13 protein-coding genes and 1 pseudogene are annotated in these 18,015 nt (G+C 71.2%); 3 read left to right on the plus strand and 11 right to left on the minus strand.

Features of this window, described 5'->3' with window-relative positions; genetic code table 11:
• Positions 1–13 precede the first annotated feature (13 nt).
• A complete protein-coding gene (gene nsdA, locus AAHZ94_RS02655; protein WP_349990195.1) occupies positions 14–1,513 on the minus strand; it encodes a transcriptional repressor NsdA in 1,500 nt (499 codons plus the stop codon).
• Positions 1,514–2,080: 567 nt separating this feature from the next.
• Between nsdA and AAHZ94_RS02660 the strand changes: the two genes are divergently transcribed.
• Entirely contained in the window at positions 2,081–2,749 is a 669-nt protein-coding gene (locus AAHZ94_RS02660; protein ID WP_349990196.1) for a bifunctional DNA primase/polymerase, read from the plus strand.
• Between the two features lie 481 nt (positions 2,750–3,230).
• On the opposite strand, the gene ftsY is transcribed toward AAHZ94_RS02660, so the two are convergent.
• Positions 3,231–4,445, minus strand: a complete 1,215-nt coding sequence (gene ftsY / locus AAHZ94_RS02665) for a signal recognition particle-docking protein FtsY (protein WP_349990197.1) — start codon at positions 4,443–4,445, stop codon at positions 3,231–3,233.
• 192 nt (positions 4,446–4,637) lie between these two features.
• Between ftsY and AAHZ94_RS02670 the strand changes: the two genes are divergently transcribed.
• Positions 4,638–6,155: a purine-cytosine permease family protein gene (locus tag AAHZ94_RS02670; RefSeq protein WP_349990198.1), complete on the plus strand. Its 1,518-nt coding sequence runs from the start codon at positions 4,638–4,640 to the stop codon at positions 6,153–6,155.
• A gap of 81 nt (positions 6,156–6,236) precedes the next feature.
• Complete coding sequence (locus AAHZ94_RS02675) at positions 6,237–7,268, plus strand: LLM class flavin-dependent oxidoreductase (RefSeq protein ID WP_349990199.1); 1,032 nt, start codon at positions 6,237–6,239, stop codon at positions 7,266–7,268.
• Positions 7,269–7,336: 68 nt separating this feature from the next.
• Here the strand turns inward: AAHZ94_RS02675 and AAHZ94_RS02680 are convergent, their stop codons facing one another.
• The 9 genes and pseudogenes from AAHZ94_RS02680 to AAHZ94_RS02720 all read right to left on the minus strand — a co-directional run bounded on the left by AAHZ94_RS02680 (position 7,337) and on the right by AAHZ94_RS02720 (position 17,381).
• Positions 7,337–8,764: a sugar porter family MFS transporter gene (locus tag AAHZ94_RS02680; protein WP_349990200.1), complete on the minus strand. Its 1,428-nt coding sequence runs from the start codon at positions 8,762–8,764 to the stop codon at positions 7,337–7,339.
• 228 nt (positions 8,765–8,992) lie between these two features.
• Positions 8,993–12,769, minus strand: a complete 3,777-nt coding sequence (locus AAHZ94_RS02685) for an SMC hinge domain-related protein (protein WP_349990201.1) — start codon at positions 12,767–12,769, stop codon at positions 8,993–8,995.
• Positions 12,770–13,010: 241 nt separating this feature from the next.
• Positions 13,011–13,217 carry a hypothetical protein gene (locus AAHZ94_RS02690; RefSeq protein ID WP_349990202.1) on the minus strand — a complete coding sequence of 69 codons (207 nt, stop codon included), beginning with the start codon at positions 13,215–13,217 and terminating at the stop codon, positions 13,011–13,013.
• A gap of 359 nt (positions 13,218–13,576) precedes the next feature.
• Complete coding sequence (locus AAHZ94_RS02695) at positions 13,577–13,858, minus strand: acylphosphatase (RefSeq protein ID WP_349990203.1); 282 nt, start codon at positions 13,856–13,858, stop codon at positions 13,577–13,579.
• Positions 13,859–14,299: 441 nt separating this feature from the next.
• A complete protein-coding gene (mutM, locus tag AAHZ94_RS02700) occupies positions 14,300–15,139 on the minus strand; it encodes a bifunctional DNA-formamidopyrimidine glycosylase/DNA-(apurinic or apyrimidinic site) lyase (RefSeq protein WP_502964566.1) in 840 nt (279 codons plus the stop codon).
• Between the two features lie 108 nt (positions 15,140–15,247).
• A pseudogene (locus AAHZ94_RS02705) lies at positions 15,248–15,463 on the minus strand (DNA-formamidopyrimidine glycosylase family protein); the annotation flags it as partial.
• A 184-nt stretch (positions 15,464–15,647) separates the two neighbouring features.
• Positions 15,648–16,532, minus strand: coding sequence for a ribonuclease III (gene rnc, locus AAHZ94_RS02710; RefSeq protein ID WP_349990204.1), 885 nt, complete (start codon positions 16,530–16,532; stop codon positions 15,648–15,650).
• Positions 16,533–16,551: 19 nt separating this feature from the next.
• The gene (gene rpmF / locus AAHZ94_RS02715; RefSeq protein ID WP_065965136.1) at positions 16,552–16,725 is read right to left on the minus strand and encodes a 50S ribosomal protein L32; all 174 of its coding nucleotides are present in this window, start codon (positions 16,723–16,725) and stop codon (positions 16,552–16,554) included.
• Positions 16,726–16,727: 2 nt separating this feature from the next.
• Complete coding sequence (locus AAHZ94_RS02720; RefSeq protein WP_349990205.1) at positions 16,728–17,381, minus strand: YceD family protein; 654 nt, start codon at positions 17,379–17,381, stop codon at positions 16,728–16,730.
• Positions 17,382–18,015: the final 634 nt, after the last annotated feature.

The raw sequence follows: 18,015 nt of genomic DNA on the forward strand, positions 1-18,015 counted from the left end.
GGCGGCGCGCGCGTCAGACCGCGGCGGGCGTGACGTCCGACGAGTCCGGCAGCAGTCGGTGGAGGTTCTCCGCCAGGGAAGCGACCTCGGTCAGGTGCCCGTATTGGCGTACGGCCCTGTCCACGGTTTTGCGTAGCCGATTGTTCACCCGCTCGGACCGGACCTTCTGGGCCACGTCCAAAGCGCGGGTGGCGAGGACGGTGCATTGTTCGGGATCGCGCTGGAGCAGATGGACCGTGGCCATCCCGATCAGGTTGAGCGCGTAGGAACGCTGGTGGCTCGTCGGATTCTGGCTGACTTCCCTACCAAAGAGCTCGACGGCCTGGAGCATATGGGGTTGGGCCAAATGCGCGTACGTCGGACTACGTCCCGCGACATAAGCGAGGTCGCGATAGGAGTGTGCGTTCTCCGCGTGGAGTTCGGCTTCGGAGAAGAAGCGAATCCAATCCGGGTCCCCGTCTCCCGGGGTGCAGTCGGCGAAGGTTTCTTCCGCAGTCCGTACGGCCCGGTGGCATTTGTTGGGCTGCCCCATGTTGGCGTAGGCACGCGCCTCCAGGGAGTGGAGCATCGCCTGAGTGCGCGCGGTGGCGGACTCTCGACCGCCGTACTGCGCGAGGTGGATCAGTTCCAGCGCGTCCTCGGAGCGCCCCAGATGGATCATCTGCCGACTCATGCTGGAGAGCACGTACGCGCCGAGGGGGCGGTCTCCGGCTTCCCGTGCGGCATGCAGGGCCAGCACGAAGTATTTCTGCGCGGTGGGCTGGAGGCCGATGTCGTAACTCATCCAGCCGGCGAGTTCCGCGAGTTCGGCAGCCGCGCGAAAGAGCCGTCGGGAAATGCGGGACGGCTGGGATTCCTGCAACAGGTCGGTGACCTCGTGGAGTTGTCCCACGACCGCCTTGCGACGCAGCCCGCCGCCGCACTGGGCGTCCCACTTCCGAAACATCCGGGTGGTGGATTCCAGCATGTCCAACTCCGGCCCGGACAGCCGCACGCTCCGCGCCCGATCGACGCGAATGACCTCCGCCTGGCCCGTGCCGGCAGTACCACCGGGATTCGGCACCAGCCAGCGCTGCATGGGTTCGACGAGGGCGGGCCCGGCGGCGAGGGTGAGCGACGTGCCGAGGAATCCCCGCCGGGCCAGCATTAAGTCGCTGCGGGAGAACTCATTGATCAGCGACACCGTTTGGGGCCCGGTCCAGGGCAGGTCGACACCGGAAACGGACGGCGCCTGGTGGTGCATGCGCAGCCCCAGATCCTCGACGCTGACCACGCATCCGAACCGTTCGGAAAGGAGCTCGGAGAGGATGCGGGGAATGGGTTCGCGCGGCTGCTCGCCGTCGAGCCAGCGGCGCACGCGCGAGGTGTCGGTACTGATGTGGTGCGCGCCCAACTGGCGGGCCCTGCGGTTCACTTGCCGGGCGAGCTCCCCCTTGGACCAACCGCTGCGGAGAAACCACGAACCCAGGTGATCGTTGGGTCGCTTCTCAGCGCTTTCGCGGTTGCCGTCCACTGGAACGCCCCCACTTCGAGAGTCACTTCACCGTCCACTCAGCCGCGACAACCCCATCGTCGCCGGGCCGTTGCCGTCCGCGCCAGCCCCTGGCGTCCGCCGCCACCAGCGCCCTCCGTATCACACTCCGCCCGCCGAAATCGAAGCGGAGAACGGGGAGTCAGTCATCCGTCGCCCTCGGCGCCGGCTGTCGTGTGCGCACCGCCGGGTGCCGCCGGGGCCGCGCAATGGTTCGGCGTGACACGGAGCGAAACGCCCCGGACCCGGGCGCAGGGCAGCGCAGATCCGACCCGCGTGTACCGACGGTAATCCTACGATCACGGCTCTAGCGAGGCGCTTCCGGGAAACGCCACCATTCGCCACCCCTTCGAATGAACTCCCCTGCCCCGCACCACGCTTCACTTGTCGCAGGTCGATGCGACAGGGCGCAGTGATGCACTGGAGGGCGCGCGATTGACGCGCACCACCATATGCGCGCCAGCCCGCCACCTGACGATGAGCGGCCATCGACGGTTATGACGGGGCTCCGACTCGTAACCATCAAGAGCACTTCCCGTTGGAGGGAGCATGGGCTTCACGATCGGCGGCATCCGGGACCTGCGGTCCGCCTCACGGCGTCGCAGCCGTGCGAGCGAGAGCACGACGGTGGCGGAGTACACCGGGCTGTGGGGATGGGACGTGACCCCTGGCGCCCGCGCCGTACGGGGCGCCGGCGGCAACCGCGAGTGCTCGTGCGGCACGCTCGACTGCCCCGCCCCCGGGGCCCACCCGCTGCCCCGCACCTGCACCGTTCCGGCGGGCGCCACGCTCGATGACGCCGCGGTGATCTGGTCCCACACGCCGGGCGCCACCCTGTTGCTGCCCGTCGGGCGCACCTTCGACGTCCTGGAGGTCGGGGCCGCGGCGGGGCGCCACGCGCTGGTGCGGCTGGAGCGGATGGGGCTACCGCTGGGCCCGGTGGCCGTCACGCCCGATGGGCGCGCCCAGTTCTTCGTAGCGCCGGGAGCCGCAGCCGAACTCCCCCACCTGCTCTACCGCATGGGGTGGGACGACGCCGACCTCGATCTGCGGGGCCTCGGCACCGGTGCGTACATCACCGCGCCGCCGTCGGATCACGGCGGGCTCGGCCCCGTTCGGTGGCTCCGTCCGCCGGAGTTGGACACCGCCGACCACCCGCCCCATGCCCGGCTGCTGCTCGGCACCCTGGCGTACGTCTGTCACCGCGCGGGAGCCTGACCCGCAACGCCTTCGCATGGACACAGCAGCGGGCCGGGAGCGACCGGACCGCTGCTGTGCGTAGTGCCGTCCTGCGCCGCGCGGGAAGCCGATGCACCTCGTCGCACGCGTCGGAGCGCACCGCGCATCGCGCACCAGCCGCACGCGCTCCCAGATGCGCTCCGTGGCGCATGCGGCCAGCGCCCCGACGCCCCGGCGCCGCAGCACCACAACCCAGCCCAGCCCCGACAGGCCCCACCGCCCGCACCACCCCGGCCTTTCCCCGCGCCGCCCTCGCGAGCTCCTGCTCCCCTGCTGCCCCCTACACCGCCTCCGCCCCGTAGCCCCCGTAGCCCCGTGGCCCCGTCCAGGCAGCGCGAGGGCCGCCCCGCGGTGGGCGGGGCGGCCCTGGTTCCTGGTTGGTCCCTGACGGGGCCCTGATCGGCCCTGGCTGGGTCCTGGCTGGGTCCGGGCTCGGACCCTGTCAGGCGTCGTCCCGGCGTCAGTCGCCGATCAGTGCGTCCACGAACGCTTCCGGCTCGAACGGGGCCAGGTCGTCCGCGCCCTCGCCGAGGCCCACGAGCTTGACCGGTACCCCGAGCTCGCGCTGCACGGCGACCACGATGCCGCCCTTGGCGGTGCCGTCGAGCTTGGTCAGCACGATGCCGGTGATGTCCACAACCTCCGCGAAGACCCGCGCCTGGATGAGGCCGTTCTGGCCGGTGGTGGCGTCGAGTACGAGCAGCACCTCGTCGACCGTGCCGTGCTTCTCCACGACCCGCTTGACCTTGCCCAGCTCGTCCATGAGGCCGGTCTTGGTGTGCAGTCGTCCGGCGGTGTCGACCAGGACGACGTCGGCGCCCTCCTCGACGCCCTCCTTCACCGCGTCGAAGGCGATGGACGCCGGGTCGCCGCCCTCCGGGCCCCGTACCGTACGGGCGCCCACGCGCTCACCCCAGGTCTGGAGCTGGTCGGCTGCCGCGGCGCGGAAGGTGTCGGCCGCGCCCAGCACGACGGACTTGCCGTCGGCGACCAGGACGCGGGCGAGCTTGCCGGTGGTGGTGGTCTTGCCGGTGCCGTTGACGCCGACGACCAGCACCACGCCGGGCTTCTCCTGGCCGTCAGCCGTCACACCGCTCTCGGTGTGCACGGTGCGGTCGCTGTCGGGGCCGATGAGCTGGAGCAGCTCCGTACGGAGCAGTGCGCGCAGTTCCTCGGGGGTGCGGGTGCCGAGCACCTTGACGCGCTCGCGCAGCCGCTCCACCAGTTCCTGGGTGGGGGCGACGCCGACGTCGGCGGTCAGCAGGGTCTCCTCGATCTCCTCCCAGGTGTCCTCGTCGAGGTGCTCCCGGGAGAGCAGGGTCAGCAGCCCCTTACCGAGGCTGTTCTGCGAGCGCGAGAGCCGGGCGCGCCGCCGCCCCCGGCGGCCGGCGCGGGGCGCCGGGACGTCGAGTTCGGGTGCGGGTGGCGCGGCTGGCGCCGCGGGCTCCGTCGCGGTGGCCGCCGGCAGGTCCACCTCTTCGATGGTGCGGCGGGGCTCGTCGCGCGGGGTCTCGGCTTCCTCGCCGACGTGTGGCTCGGCGGGCGGCGCGGTGACGGAGGGGCTGCTCGGCGGGGCCGGGGGCAGCGGCTTCTTCTTGCGGCTGCTGACGACGAGCCCGCTGATCGCGCCGAGCGCGACCACAGCGATGACTACGGCAAGGATGACGATTTCCATAACGCACCCAGTATCAGCCACGCGTCCGGATTGGCGAGGCCATGGACGCGCAGCGAGAACCAAAGCCGCTTTACGTCTCGAACTTGGAGCAAAGCTCCACGGCATGGGACGATGCAACGCGCGTAGAGCCGCCTTCTTCCGCCTCCCTGCCCAGGCCGTCGCCACCGCCCCGCTCGAACGCACGGAGCCCCCATGGACCACCAGACGTCCGCCGCGTCCGCCACCCCCCGCCCCGCGCCGGCCGACAGCGCCCTGGCTGCCGCCGCGCACGCCGTCGAGACGCGTGGCATCGAGCCGGTGCCGGCGCACGAGCGCCACGGCCGGGTCCGCGAGCTCTTCCCCACCTGGGTGGCGGCCAACATCAGCGTGCTGTTGCTCACCATGGGCGCCGGTCTGGTGGTCTTCAACCGGCTGAGCCTGTGGCAGGTGCTGCTGGTGGCCGGGTGCGCCGCGACCGTCTCGTTCGGGATGGTGGGCGTGCTGTCGGTGTCGGGGAAGTGGGGTGGCGCGCCTGGGGCGATGCTTTCGCGGGCCACGTTCGGGGTGCGGGGCAACTACTTTCCCGGCTCCGTGTTGTGGGTGGCCCGCTTCGGCTGGGAGACGATCAATGCGGTCACCGGTGCGTACGCCGTGCTGACCGTTCTGGACCTGATGTTTGACGTGCGACAGAACAACGTACTGATCGTCATCACACTGATCGGCTTCGTGGCGGCCACCTTTCTGGTGAGCGGCATGGGGCGGGCCGTACTGCACCGGTGTAACACCTGGTCGACCTACGTCTTCGGCGCCTTCAGCGTGCTCGTCCTCAGCTACCTGGTCGTCGACACCGACTGGGGCGCCGTCTTCGACCGGCCGGCCGGCAGCACCGCTCTGGTCGTCGCGGGGATCGGCACCATCGCGGCGGGTGGCATCAGTTGGGTGCCCACGGGGCCCGACTTCGCGCGGTACCTGCCGCACGCCACGTCCGGCCGCAAGATCGTCGGCGTCACCGTGTCCGGCGCCGCGCTGGTCGTCGTACCGATGGTGCTGATGGGCGCCGTCATGGCGGTCGGCACGCCGGACCTGGCGTCCGCGGCTGACCCGGTCTCCTTCCTCGGCGACGTGCTGCCCACCTGGCTCGCGGTGCCGTACCTGATCACCGCCCTGATCGGGATGCTGCTGATCAACAGCCTGTCGATGTACTCGGCCGGCTTCACCGCGCAGACCATGGGCGTCAAGCTGCCCCGTGCCCTGGCCGTCTCCGTCAACGCCGTGATCAGCCTGGTCGGCGGTCTGCTGCTGATGCTGGTGGCCAAGAGCTTCTACGGCTCCTTCCTCACCTTTCTCACCCTGCTCGCCGTCTCCTTCTCGGCCTGGATCGGCGTGTACGCGGTGGACATGTTCCGGCGCCGTGCGCTGGCCGTGCGCTACGACGCGCAGGGGCTGCTGGACACCGGTCGCAGCAGCCGGTACTGGTACGCGGGCGGCTTCTGCTGGCAGGCCCTGACGGCCTGGGCGCTGGCCCTGACGGCGGGGCTGTGCTTCACGGAGGTGGACTGGTTCACGGGGCCGCTCGCCGCGAGTTGGATCGGGCGCAACGGACTGGGGTGGACCGCCACGATCGTGCTCGCCGCGGCGTGCTTCGCGCTGCTCCCGCGGCCCCGTGAGGGCGCCGGCGGCGCCCCGTCCGCGGCCGTGGGCGATGGCCAGAAGTGGAACCCCGTCGGCTGAACCGCGCCCTACCACCTGGCCGCTTTGCCAGCTAGCGTCCCCTTCGCCGTCCTCGGACCGTCCACGGCGAAGGGGATTCCCATGTCCGCTGCCCAGCACGCTGGCCCGCCGACGGCGCCGACGACCGCCGTGCGCTTCAACCTGGTGGACCCGACGGCCACCCCGGAGTCCCTGTCGCGGCGTTACCGCGCGGCGATCGACATGGCCGCCTTCGCCGACGACCGCGGCATCGGCACCATCCAGACCGAGGAGCACCACGGCGCCGTCAACGGCTGGCTGCCGTCGCCGCTGACCTTCGCCGGCACCGTCTTCGGCGCCACCCGGCGGATCTCCGTCACGGTCGCCGCCCTGCTCGCACCGCTCTACGACCCGCTGCGGCTCGCCGAGGACGTGGCCGTACTCGACCTGCTGAGCGGCGGCAGGCTGATCACCGTTGCGGGGCTCGGCTCGCGGCGCGCGGAGTACGGGGCGCACGGCAAGGACTGGCACTGGCGCGGCAAGCTCCAGGACGAGGCGTTGGAGACGCTGCTGGCGGCGTGGACCGGCGAGCCGTTCGGCTACCGCGGGCGCACCGTACGCGTCACTCCGCGGCCGTACACGCAGCCGCACCCGAGGCTGTACGTCGGCGGGGGCTCGCGGGCGGCGGCACGCCGGGCGGCCCGGCTGGGGTTGCCGCTGTACCTCAACGCGCACCTGCCGGAACTCGCGACGTACTACCAGGCGCGGTGCGCGGAGTACGGCACCACGGGGCGCTGTGTGATGCCGGCGCCCCGTACTCCGGTGTTGCACTTGTCGGAGGACCCGGACCGGGCCTGGGCCACGTACGGGCAGCACCTGTTGCACGAGGCCCGGGTGCACGCCTCCTGGCGGCGGGCAGCCGTGCGCTCCGGGGCGCGCCCACCGGCGGACGACGTGGACGCGCTCCGTCGGGAAGGCCGGTACTGCGTGCTGACGCCCGACGAATGCGTGGAGTTGGCGGGGCGCCTCGGCCCGGGGGGCCGGTTGGTGCTCCATCCGCTGTGTGGCGGCATTCCCGTGGAGGAGGGCTGGAGTTCGCTACACCTGTTCGCCAGTGCGGTGCTACCCAAGATCGATGCTGCCCCGGCTCCGTAGCGGCGCCGGGGCAGCGGTTTCGCGGTCCGGTACGAAGCGTAGGGGCCGCGAGGAGAGGGGGGCGGGGGTCAGCCCATCTCCTCCAACGCCTTGCCCTTGGTCTCCGGCACCCACCTGAGCAGGAACGGGATCGAGAGCGCGGCGAAGATCGTGTACATCACGTAGGCGCCGGAGAGGTTCCAGTCGGACAGCGTCGGGAAGCTGACGGTGATCGCCCAGTTGGCCACCCACTGCGCCGATGCGGCGACTCCGAGGGCGGCAGCGCGCATCCGGTTCGGGAACATCTCGCCGAGCAACACCCAGACCACGACGCCCCAGGAGAGGGCGAAGAACAGCACGAAGGAGTGCGCGGCGATCAGCGCGACGGTGCCCTGGGTGTCCGGCATCGTGATGTCCTCGCCCGAGCCGGTCTTGGCCGAGAACGCCCAGGCCGCGAGGGCGAGCGAGAGGGTCATGCCGGCCGAGCCGATGAGCGCCAGCGGTTTGCGGCCGATCCGGTCGACAAAGGCCATCGCGATCACGGTGCCGATGATGTTGATGATCGACGTGGTGAAGCTGTAGAAGAACGAGCTCGTGGGGTCGATGCCGACGGACTGCCACAGCGACGACGAGTAGTAAAAGATCACGTTGATGCCGACGAGTTGCTGGAAGACCGAGAGGCCGATGCCGATCCAGACGATCGGCAGCAGGCCGAACCGGCCGCCCAGCAGGTCCTTGAAGGTCGACTGGTGCTCGCGGCGCATCGCCTCCTGGATCTCGGCGACCCGCGCGTCGAGATCCACGCCCTGGCCCTCGACTTCCACGAGCACCGTACGGGCCTGGTCGAGCCGCCCCGTGGCGATGAGGTAGCGGGGCGATTCGGGGATGGAGAGGGAGAGCAGCCCGTACAGCACGGCGGGGACGATCATCACGCCGAGCATCCACTGCCATGCCTCAAGTCCGGCGACGGTGCCGCGCTGGTCGCCGCCGGCGAGGCGCAGAATGCCCCAGTTGACGAGCTGCGAGATGGCGATGCCAGTGACGATGGCCGCCTGTTGGAAGGAGGCGAGTCGGCCCCGGTACGCCGGCGGGGACACCTCGGCGATGTAGGCGGGGCCAATCACGGAGGCCATGCCGATGGCGACGCCGCCGAGCACGCGCCACAGGGCCAGGTCCCAGAGCGCGAACGGCAGGGCGGAGCCGATGGCGCTGATGGTGAACAGCACGGCGGCGATCTGCATGCAGCGGATGCGGCCGATCCGGTCGGCGATCCGGCCCGCCGTCGTGGCCCCGATGGCGCATCCGATGAGGGCCGCCGCGATCACCTGCGCCAGGGCTTCGGAGCCGATGTCGAAGCGCCCTCGGATCGCCTCGACGGCCCCGTTGATGACGGAGCTGTCGTAGCCGAAGAGGAAGCCGCCCATGGCCGCAGCCGCGGCGATGAAGACGACGTGCCCGAGGTGCTCGGGCTGGGCCTCGCGGCCTTCGGGCGCCGGCGGGTGCGCGGTACTGCTCACGGTGGACTCCTGGGCCCGGCGACGCTGCCGGGTGCGTGGGGGCTGGCCGCTCCTCGTGGAGCCGCGGACAGGGCAGGCCACCACTTGAAACTAGAAGCGCTACCCAGCAGAGTATGCGTTCAATTTACGAAGTCAACGCTTCACAGCAAAGCAAAAGAAAAGCATCATTCCGCATAGCCATACAAGAGTTGAAGTCGCTTGCCTGGTACGGAGCACCCTACGGAGCACTCAGCGCAACCGCTGGCTGATGACCTTGGACACGCCGTCGCCCTGCATGGACACGCCGTACAGCGCGTCGGCGACCTCCATGGTGCGCTTCTGGTGCGTGATCACGATGAGCTGCGAACTCTCCTGGAGTTCTTCCATGATCCGGATCAGCCGCTGGAGATTGGTGTCGTCCAGTGCCGCCTCGACCTCGTCCATCACGTAGAACGGGCTCGGTCGGGCCTTGAAGATCGACACGAGCAGGGCGACGGCGGTCAGCGAGCGTTCGCCGCCCGACAGCAGCGACAGCCGCTTGACCTTCTTGCCCGGCGGGCGGGCCTCCACGTCCAGGCCGGTGGTCAGCATGTTCTCGGGGTCGGTGAGGATCAGCCGGCCCTCGCCGCCGGGGAAGAGCCGCGAGAAGACGCCTTCGAACTCGCGCGCCGTGTCCCTGAACGCCTCCGTGAAGACCTGCTCCACCCGCTCGTCCACGTCCTTGATCACTTGGAGCAGATCGGCCCGGGTCTTCTTCAGGTCCTCCAGTTGCTCGGTGAGGAACTTGTGCCGCTCCTCCAGCGCCGCGTACTCCTCAAGGGCGAGCGGATTGACCTTGCCGAGTTGCTGGTACGCGCGTTCGGCGACCTTCAGGCGCTTCTCCTGTTGGCCCCGTACGAACGGCACGGGGCGGTTGCGCGGGTGCTCCGGGTCATCGGGCAGGTGCTCGCCCTCGGCGGGCGGAGACGGCGGCACCAGTTGGTCGGGGCCGTACTCGGCGACGAGCCCCGCCGGCTCCACACCCAGTTCCTCCAGCGCCTTCGCCTCCAACTGCTCGATACGGAGCCGCTTCTCCGCGCCGAGCACCTCGCCCCTGTGCACCGAATCCGTCAACTTGTCGAGCTCGGTGGTCAGGCCCCGGCCGCGGTCCCGCTCGGCGACGAGTTCGGCCTCGCGCTCCGCCTTCGCCCGCTCCGCGGCCCGTCGCTCCTCGTCGGCCCGTTGCAGTGACACCTCGACGTGGGCCAGGAGTTGCCGGGCGCCGGACGCGACTGCGGCTCCCACCGCCGCCTCGTGGCGCAGCCGGGCACGGCGCTGGTCGGCGCGGGCCCGCGCCTCACGCTCGGCCCTGGCGCCCCGATCGAGGGCGTCGGCCCGGCCGACCAGGCCCTTGACGCGCTCCTCGTGCGTACGGACCTGGAGCCGGGCTTCCATCTCCGTCTGCCGGGCGTTGGCCCCGTCGGCGGCCAGCCGGTCACGGGCGGCGGTGTCGGGCTCCTGCGCGCCGTCCTCACCGAACGGTGACGCCTCCTCGGCCACGCTCAGCCGCTCTTCCAGTTCGGCCGCCTGCTCGGTCGCCCGCAGCAGGGCTTCTTCGGCCTTGGCCGCTGCGGCCGTCATCCGGTCGGCCTCGCCCGCGGCGCCCCGTGCCTGGCCGCCGAGTCGCCCGAGCGCCTGGGCCACCTGCGACTTCTCCCGGTCCGCCGCGCTCCGGCGGCTCGCGAGCTCTTCCACGGTCGCCGCCGCCTCGGCGCGCCGCTGCTGCGCCGTCCGCTGCGCCGCTGCGAGCTCTTCGCAGCGCGCGTCCAACTCCGTGAGCTGCGAGGCCGCCTCGTCGACCTGGGCCTGCACCTCAAGCAGGCTGGGCGCACCGGCGGAGCCGCCCTGTGCGAAGTGCCCGCCCAACAGATCGCCTTCGGCGGTCACCGCCGTCAGTTCGGGCCGGCCGGCAACCAGGTCCTCGGCGTCCTCCAACGTCGCGACCACCACCACGTCGCGCAGCAACCTCCGCACCGCGGGAAGCAACTCGGCCGGCCCCTGTACCAGCTCGGCAGCCGGCAACGGGGCCCCGGGCGCACCTGTCACTCCCGCTGCGGCCGGCCCGGCGCCCCGTACGCCCAAGGGGCCGTCTTCAACTGGCGCGCGGCCCGCGCCGGCCCCGGAGCCGACGCCGCCGGGCGGGTTGGCCGCTTCGGGCGCCGGCCAGGCGCCCGGGTGGCCGTTGGCTGCGCCCGCGCTCCCCTCCGTACGCTCCGGGGCGCCCGTGGCACGCTCCGGAGTGCTCGCTACGCGCTCCGAGGCGCTCGGGCCGGCGCCCAACAGCAGGGCCGCCCGCCCGGCGTCCTGCTTGCGGAGCAGCCGTAGGGCGTTGGCGGCCGTCGCCGGGTCCCTGACCGCGATCGCGTCGGCCGCGGCCCCGAGGGCGGCGGCCAGGGGCACCTCGTGGCCCGGTGCGACGGTGAGGAGTTCGGCGACGGGGCCGAGCAGTCCGCCGAGCCGGTCGGCCGCGCCGAGGAGCGCCCCGGTGCCGTCCTTGCGGCGCAGCCCCAGGGCCAGGGCCTCGTGCCGGGCGGTGGTGGCGGCCCGCTGTCGTTCGACCGTCGTCACGGCCTCACGCGCCGCACCGAGCTCGGCTTCCGCCGCGGCCAGGTCGCGCTTGGCCTGCTCGTGCCGGTCGGCCAGTTCGGCGTCGCCCTCGTCGAGCCCGTCGACCTCGGCCTTGAGCGCTTCGTACTCCTCCTGCGCTGAGGTCGCCCGCTCCCGGGCCTCGTCCCTGGCGAGGGCCAGCCGGTCAATCTCGGCCTGCGCCGAGGCCGCCCGGCCGCGGGCCGCGTTCACCTGGCCGTGCAGCCTGGCCAGGCCCTCCCGGTGGTCGGCCAGGGCCCGGGCAGCGTCCCGCAGCCTGCGCTCCTCGTGCGCCAGTTCGCGCTCCAGTTCCGCGCGGTGCGCCACGGTGTCGTCCAGCGCCCGGCTGACGGCCTCAAGCGCGGCCTCCAACTCGGCCTCCTGCTCACGGATGCGCTGCGCCTCACGCTCCATGTCCTCCGGGTCGCGGCCCCGCCGTTCGTCGACGGGGGCTGAGGTCGCGCTCTTGACCCGGGCATCGGCGAGGCCGATGGTGCCACGTACCCGCTCGGCGAGTTGGGACAGCTCGTGCCACGTCTGTTGGGCGCGCGACAGCCGGGGCGACAGGGCGCGGACCTGTTCCTCCAGTGCGGCCTCGCGCCGTTGCGCAGTACGGAGCGCGGATTCGGCCGTCTCCTTGCGCTCCTTGAGCGCGGCCTCGTCGGCGACCTCAGTCCGCAGCGCCTCGCGCAGGGTCACCAGGTCGTCGGCGAGCAGCCGTAGCCGGGCGTCGCGCAGGTCGGCCTGGATGACGGCGGCACGGCGCGCGACGGCTGCCTGGCGCCCCAGTGGCTTGAGCTGCCGGCGGAGTTCGTCCGTCAGGTCCTGGACGCGGGCCAGGTTGGCCTGCATGGCGTCCAGCTTCCTGACCGCTTTCTCCTTGCGCTTGCGGTGCTTGAGTACGCCGGCTGCCTCTTCGATGAAGGCCCTGCGCCCCATCGGGTCGGCGTGCAGCACCGAGTCGAGTTGGCCCTGCCCCACAATGACGTGCATCTCGCGCCCGATGCCGGAGTCGGAGAGCAGTTCCTGAATGTCGAGCAGCCGGCAGGTGTCGCCGTTGATCTGGTACTCGCTGCCGCCGTTGCGGAACATGATCCGCGTGATGGTGACCTCGGCGTAGTCGATGGGCAGCGCGCCGTCGGCGTTGTCGATGGTGAGGGAGACTTCGGCACGCCCCAGGGGCGGGCGCCCCGTGGTGCCGGCGAAGATGACGTCCTCCATCTTGCCGCCGCGCAGCGACTTGGCGCCCTGCTCCCCCATGACCCAGGAGAGGGCGTCGACGACGTTGGACTTGCCGGACCCGTTGGGGCCCACGACGCAGGTGATGCCCGGTTCGAAACGCAGCGTCGTGGCGGAGGCGAAGGACTTGAAGCCTCGTAGGGTCAGGCTCTTGAGGTGCACGCCGTCGGACTTTACCGCTCACCCGACGGGGGGCGGCTGCCCGCAGCGCGTGTGCGGGCGTGCCGCGCCACCCTTTTCGGTTTCACGGGGGAAAGTGAAGGGCACATCAGTCGGTAGGGAAATCTCGAATGACTGGACGAGAAACAACGGAGCGAAAACGACGAAGGGACGCCGAAGCGTCCCTTGAAGATACTCAAGCGGGTGGCAATACAGCCCGACCGGTTCCCTGAGGGACCATTGGTCAGGCCAGCGCAGGCTCCGCCTGGGGTACGTCGATGCTGTCGAGCAGCGAGTCGCTGTGCTGGGCGGCGGCGGACAGTGCGTCATTCTCGGCCTGCATCCGAATGAGCTCGGATTCGAGGTCCTGTACGCGCTGCTGAAGCCGTCGCATCTCGGCGAGGACTCGGGGGTCGGAGCCGCCGACGTAACCGAGAAGCGCCTTTGCCATGATGGATGGTCCTCCACAATGAGTGACCGACCGGAGCGGTGTGGGTCGTGAGGGATTCGCACCCGCGGTGTCTGCCATCACTACTGTCTTCAATGCCAAACAGTTAAGGTGCGCGGGGTTTCCAGCGTCTCACCAAAAAGTTGGACGGTCAACACGATCACGCCCCGTATCACCAGGGCAGCCGAGAGGGCGCGGCAACGGATAGTGCGGCGCTCTTCATCTCGTGACCCATCGGGGCGTGGAGATCATCCTTACTTCCGCAGCCTTCCACGGACGCGCCGTATTGGCAACCACCAGGCCATTTCTGTCCGGCGCACGGCCCGGGGCACGAGGGGCACGGCCCCGCGCTGACACTTCCGTCAGCGAATTTCGAATCCGTCGTAACCCCCGCGCGGGGTGTCCCAGATCTCAGTGACTCCGTCGACCCTCCCGGGCGTGTCGCCGGTACGGAGCCATGTGAGGAGTTCCTCGCAGCCGGCCCGCGGCCCCTCTGCCACCACCTGGACCCGACCGTCATCCAGGTTGGATGCGAAGCCCACCAGGTCGCCGATGCGCAAGGCGTTGGCCCGCGTGAACCAGCGGAACCCCACGCCCTGTACCCGGCCCCGTACCCATGCCGTCACGCGCACGTCATCAGTCATACGGGCACGCTAGCCGGCGCACCGCGCGGAGACCGCCACGGCCTCACCGGTCCCGCGCCGGCCGCATCCCCGTGGCGCCCCGTCGCAGAGCCGGCCGGTGGGAGTGGCCAGTCGGGTGACGCTCCCTCGCGCGCGGGCGCGATGCGGGCTGCCGGGTCCCGCCCCGTCACATGCTCCGGGGGCCCGCCGCTCCGTCGCCCCGTCCCCGCGCACGAGGGCCCGTACGCCGAGGCCCTGCCTCGCCCCGTACAGCGCCACAGGTACGGGGCACGGCTCACCCCTTCCGGGCACCGCCCCGTGGTGCCGCGCAACAGGCGGAACGGGGCGCGGACAGTGGTGCCGGCTGTTGCCCCGTCGTACAGGCTGACCGTCGGGGCGGTGCGGCTGAAGTTGACCACTGCTGTCAGCGCGGGCCCGGGCCGCCGTGGGCGTGGGCGCCGGCTACCGGGCCGTGGTGGGGCGCGGTGGGCGCTGGCAGCGGGGGCAGAAGTAGCTCGACCGGTTCATCCAAGGGCTGCGCCGCATCGACGCTCCACAGCGCCGGCACGGCTCGTCCTCACGGCCGTACGCGTCCAGCGAGCGCTCGAAGTACCCGGATTCGCCGTTGACGTTCACGTACAAGCTGTCGAAGCTCGTGCCGCCCACCGCCAGGGCGGCCTGCATGACGTCCCGGACGTGCCCGAGCAGTTCGGCGGCGCGCGGGCGGGTGAAGGTCGCGGTCGGCCGGTCGAAGTGCAGTCGGGCGCGCCAGAGCGCCTCGTCGGCGTAGATGTTGCCCACACCGCTGATCAGTGACTGGTCGAGCAGGGCGCGCTTGATGGTCGTACGGCGGCGGCGCAGGGCTGCGTAGAAGGCCGCCTCGTCGAAGGCGTCGTCCAGCGGGTCGCGGGCGATGTGGCCGATGACGTCGGGCAGGCCGTCGGGGGCGCCGGGGAGTTGGTCGTGCAGCGAGAGGCCGCCGAAGGTCCGCTGGTCGACGAAGCGCAGTTCGGTTCCGGTCGTGTCGGCGAAGCGGACGCGAATGCGCAGGTGCTTCTCGTCGGGGGCGGACTCGGGCTGCACGAGGAGCTGGCCGCTCATGCCGAGGTGGCCGAGGACGGACTGTCCCACCGGCGGGGCGTCCGCGGGGGTAGCGACCGGCGACAGCGGCTGCTCCTCCGTCGCCCCGTCCCGGGCGCCCGGCGCTCCGTGCCCCGTACGGCGCCCCGTACGCCCCACGACGGCCCCGTCGGCGGCGGCCGGGGCCACCATGGCCGCTGCCCCGTGCTCCGTGCGCTCCATCGTCGTCCCGGCTCGGTGCGCACCGCCGCCCCGTGCTCCATGCCCCGTCGCGCCGACGGGGGACCCGCTCACGGCCACGGCATGGGGCCCCGCACCAGCCCCGTCAGCAGTACCGGCCCCGTCCAACGGGAGCCACAGGTACTTTCCGCGTCGGCAGGCGGCGGCGAAGTGGTGGCCCACGAGTTGGGCGGCGAAGTCGGCCGGGCCTGCGAGATGCCGGCGGATCGCGCGCGGGTGCAGGACCTGGACGTCGGCGATGGTACGGCCGGTTACCCAGCGTTCCAGGCCCCGTCGGACGACCTCGACCTCGGGCAACTCTGGCACGTGCTCCTCCGCGGGCTCGCGACCCGGCGCGCGGGTCGGGATGTGTTCGGGGCGGTACGGCCCGTGCGGTGACGGTGCCGGCCGGTGGGAAAAGAGTACGGGCCCACCGGCAGTGACCGGTGGGCCCGTCGAACTCGGCGGGGCTCGCACGGCACGGCGCGCTGTGGCGCCCCGCCGGCTGCCGTTACGGCGCGGTGGGCTCGGCCTCGCCCGCGCCGCCGGAGGATGCCGGAGCAGCCGTCTTGTCGGACGAGTCCGGTTGCTGCTGCGCCTCACCCGTCGCGGCGTCGGCAGCGGCCTTCTCGGCGGCTGCCGCTGCCTCGTCGGCAGCAGCCCGGATGGCCCGCCAGGCCGCCTCGGCAGCCTGTTGTTCCGCTTCCTTCTTGCTGCGGCCGGTGCCGGTGCCGTACGCGACACCACCGACGCGAGCGGCAGCCGTGAAGACCTTCTCGTGGTCGGGGCCCGTCTCGGAGACGAGGTACTCGGGCACCCCCAGCCCCTCGACGGCCGTCAACTCCTGGAGGCTCGTCTTCCAGTCCAGCCCCGCGCCGAGGTTCGACGAACGCTCGATCAACGGGTCGAAGAGCCGGTGCACCAGTTCGGCGGCGGCTTCCAGACCCTGGTCGAGGTAGACCGCGCCGATCACCGCCTCCAGGGTGTCGGCCAGAATGGATGCCTTGTCCCTGCCGCCCGTGCCCTCTTCGCCGCGCCCGAGCCGGATGAACGCGCCCAGATCCAGGCCACGTCCCACCTCGGCGAGTGCGCGCGAGTTGACCACCGCGGCCCGCAACTTGGCCAGTTGGCCTTCGGGCAGGTCGGGGTGGATGCGGTACAGCGTGTCCGTGACCACGAGGCCGAGCACGGAGTCCCCGAGGAACTCCAGCCGCTCGTTCGTGGGCAGTCCGCCGTTCTCGTACGCGAAGGAACGGTGCGTGAGCGCACGCACTAGAAGGGCGGACTCAAGGTGATACCCGAGCCGCCCTTCCAGAACGGTATGGGACGAGGCGTTGTCCGTCGTCGCCGATGCCTCTTCCCCGCGCTTGCGGAGTGGCGTCTTGGCGTCTGACATGAAGCCTGTCACCCGCCGATCAGACCTCGAGGACCTGGCGGCGGTTGTAGGTGCCGCAGCTCGGGCACGCGATGTGCTGGAGCTTCGGCTCGTGGCAGCGCTCGCACGCCACCAGGGTGGGGACCGCAGCCTTCCACTGCGACCGGCGGTGGCGCGTGTTGCTGCGCGACATCTTCCGCTTCGGAACAGCCACGGCTACTTCTCCTGTGGGTCATCCCCGCTGTCGCGAGGTGTGTTGTCCTTCTCGCCGCCCTGGACGGTCTCAGCGAGTCCCTGCAATGCCGCCCAACGAATGTCGACGGCTTGTTCATGGTGGTGGTCCGGGTCGTCTGCCAGGCGTGCTCCGCAATCGGGGCACAGACCAGGGCAGTCCTCCTGGCACACCGGCTGCAACGGCAGTGCGAGCACTACCGCGTCCCGCAGCACGGGCTCAAGGTCGAACAGGTCGTCCTCAAGGGAGAGGGTGTCCTCCTCCTCGGCGTCGTCGCCGGTATCCGCTGCGCGGCTCCGGTCGTCGGCGTCGGGGTAGGAGTACATCTCCTGGAATTCCGCTTCGAGCTCACGCCCCAGCGGCTCCAGACACCTTACGCACTCCCCCGTGAGCGGTGCACGGGCGGTACCCGTAACGAGTACCCCCTCCATGACCGCCTCCAGGCGGAGGTCGAGCTCCACGGTCGCACCCTTCCGCACCCCGATCATCTCGACACCGAGATCGGACGGGGCCTCGACGGAACGGGAGAGCCGCTTCAGCGCACCAGGACTCCGCCCCAGTTCTCGTGTATCGAACACGAGCGGGGAACGGTGGTCGAGACGGGCGTTCAGGGCTTCCTGCTTTCTCCGCTGCGACATGGATCACCCTTCGCAGCAAAGTGCTTCGTTACGAAGTGGGCAGCCGAAATCGCAGATGTACGTGCGGCCGAAGAGCCAGGATACTGGACGGGCCGCCAGACACCCAATCCGCGCCTGCTCACCGGCCGCATTCCGCCCCGTACGCGCCCACTGCCGCGCCCCGTACTGGCACGGGGCCGACGGACACGGGGCCGGCGCACTCGGCCTGCGTCACCCGCTACGGAGCCGCTGTACGGGGCGGCGAAGTCGATGTCAGGTACGGAGCCGGCGCAGCAGACGCTCGGCGGGACAGGGCAGGCGCCGAGGAACCTGGCGGCTTGAGCCTCGACGCCCGGCTCCACGCGCTCTCCGACTCCACGTGCTGTGCCACGGTATCGCCGGGTGGGGACGCCGCTATGGAGTTGGATGCGGGGCGGGGCCGAGATCGGGGTCGGGGCCGGAATCAGGGCCAGCAGGGGTGCCGGATAGCAGTGCCTTCGTCGTCGCGTTGTATGCGCTTGCCCCGTACCGTCGCTGTGTGGTGCGCCCCGGAGCGCACGGCCGGATGGACGTACGCTCCGGGGGGGTGGGGTTTTCACATCTCCGAGCCCACCAGACGGGCGGCGATCGGGGGATCCGGCGTGGGGGTGTAAAA

Source organism: Streptomyces sp. HSW2009 (assembly GCF_040240285.1).
Lineage (GTDB): Bacteria > Actinomycetota > Actinomycetes > Streptomycetales > Streptomycetaceae > Streptomyces.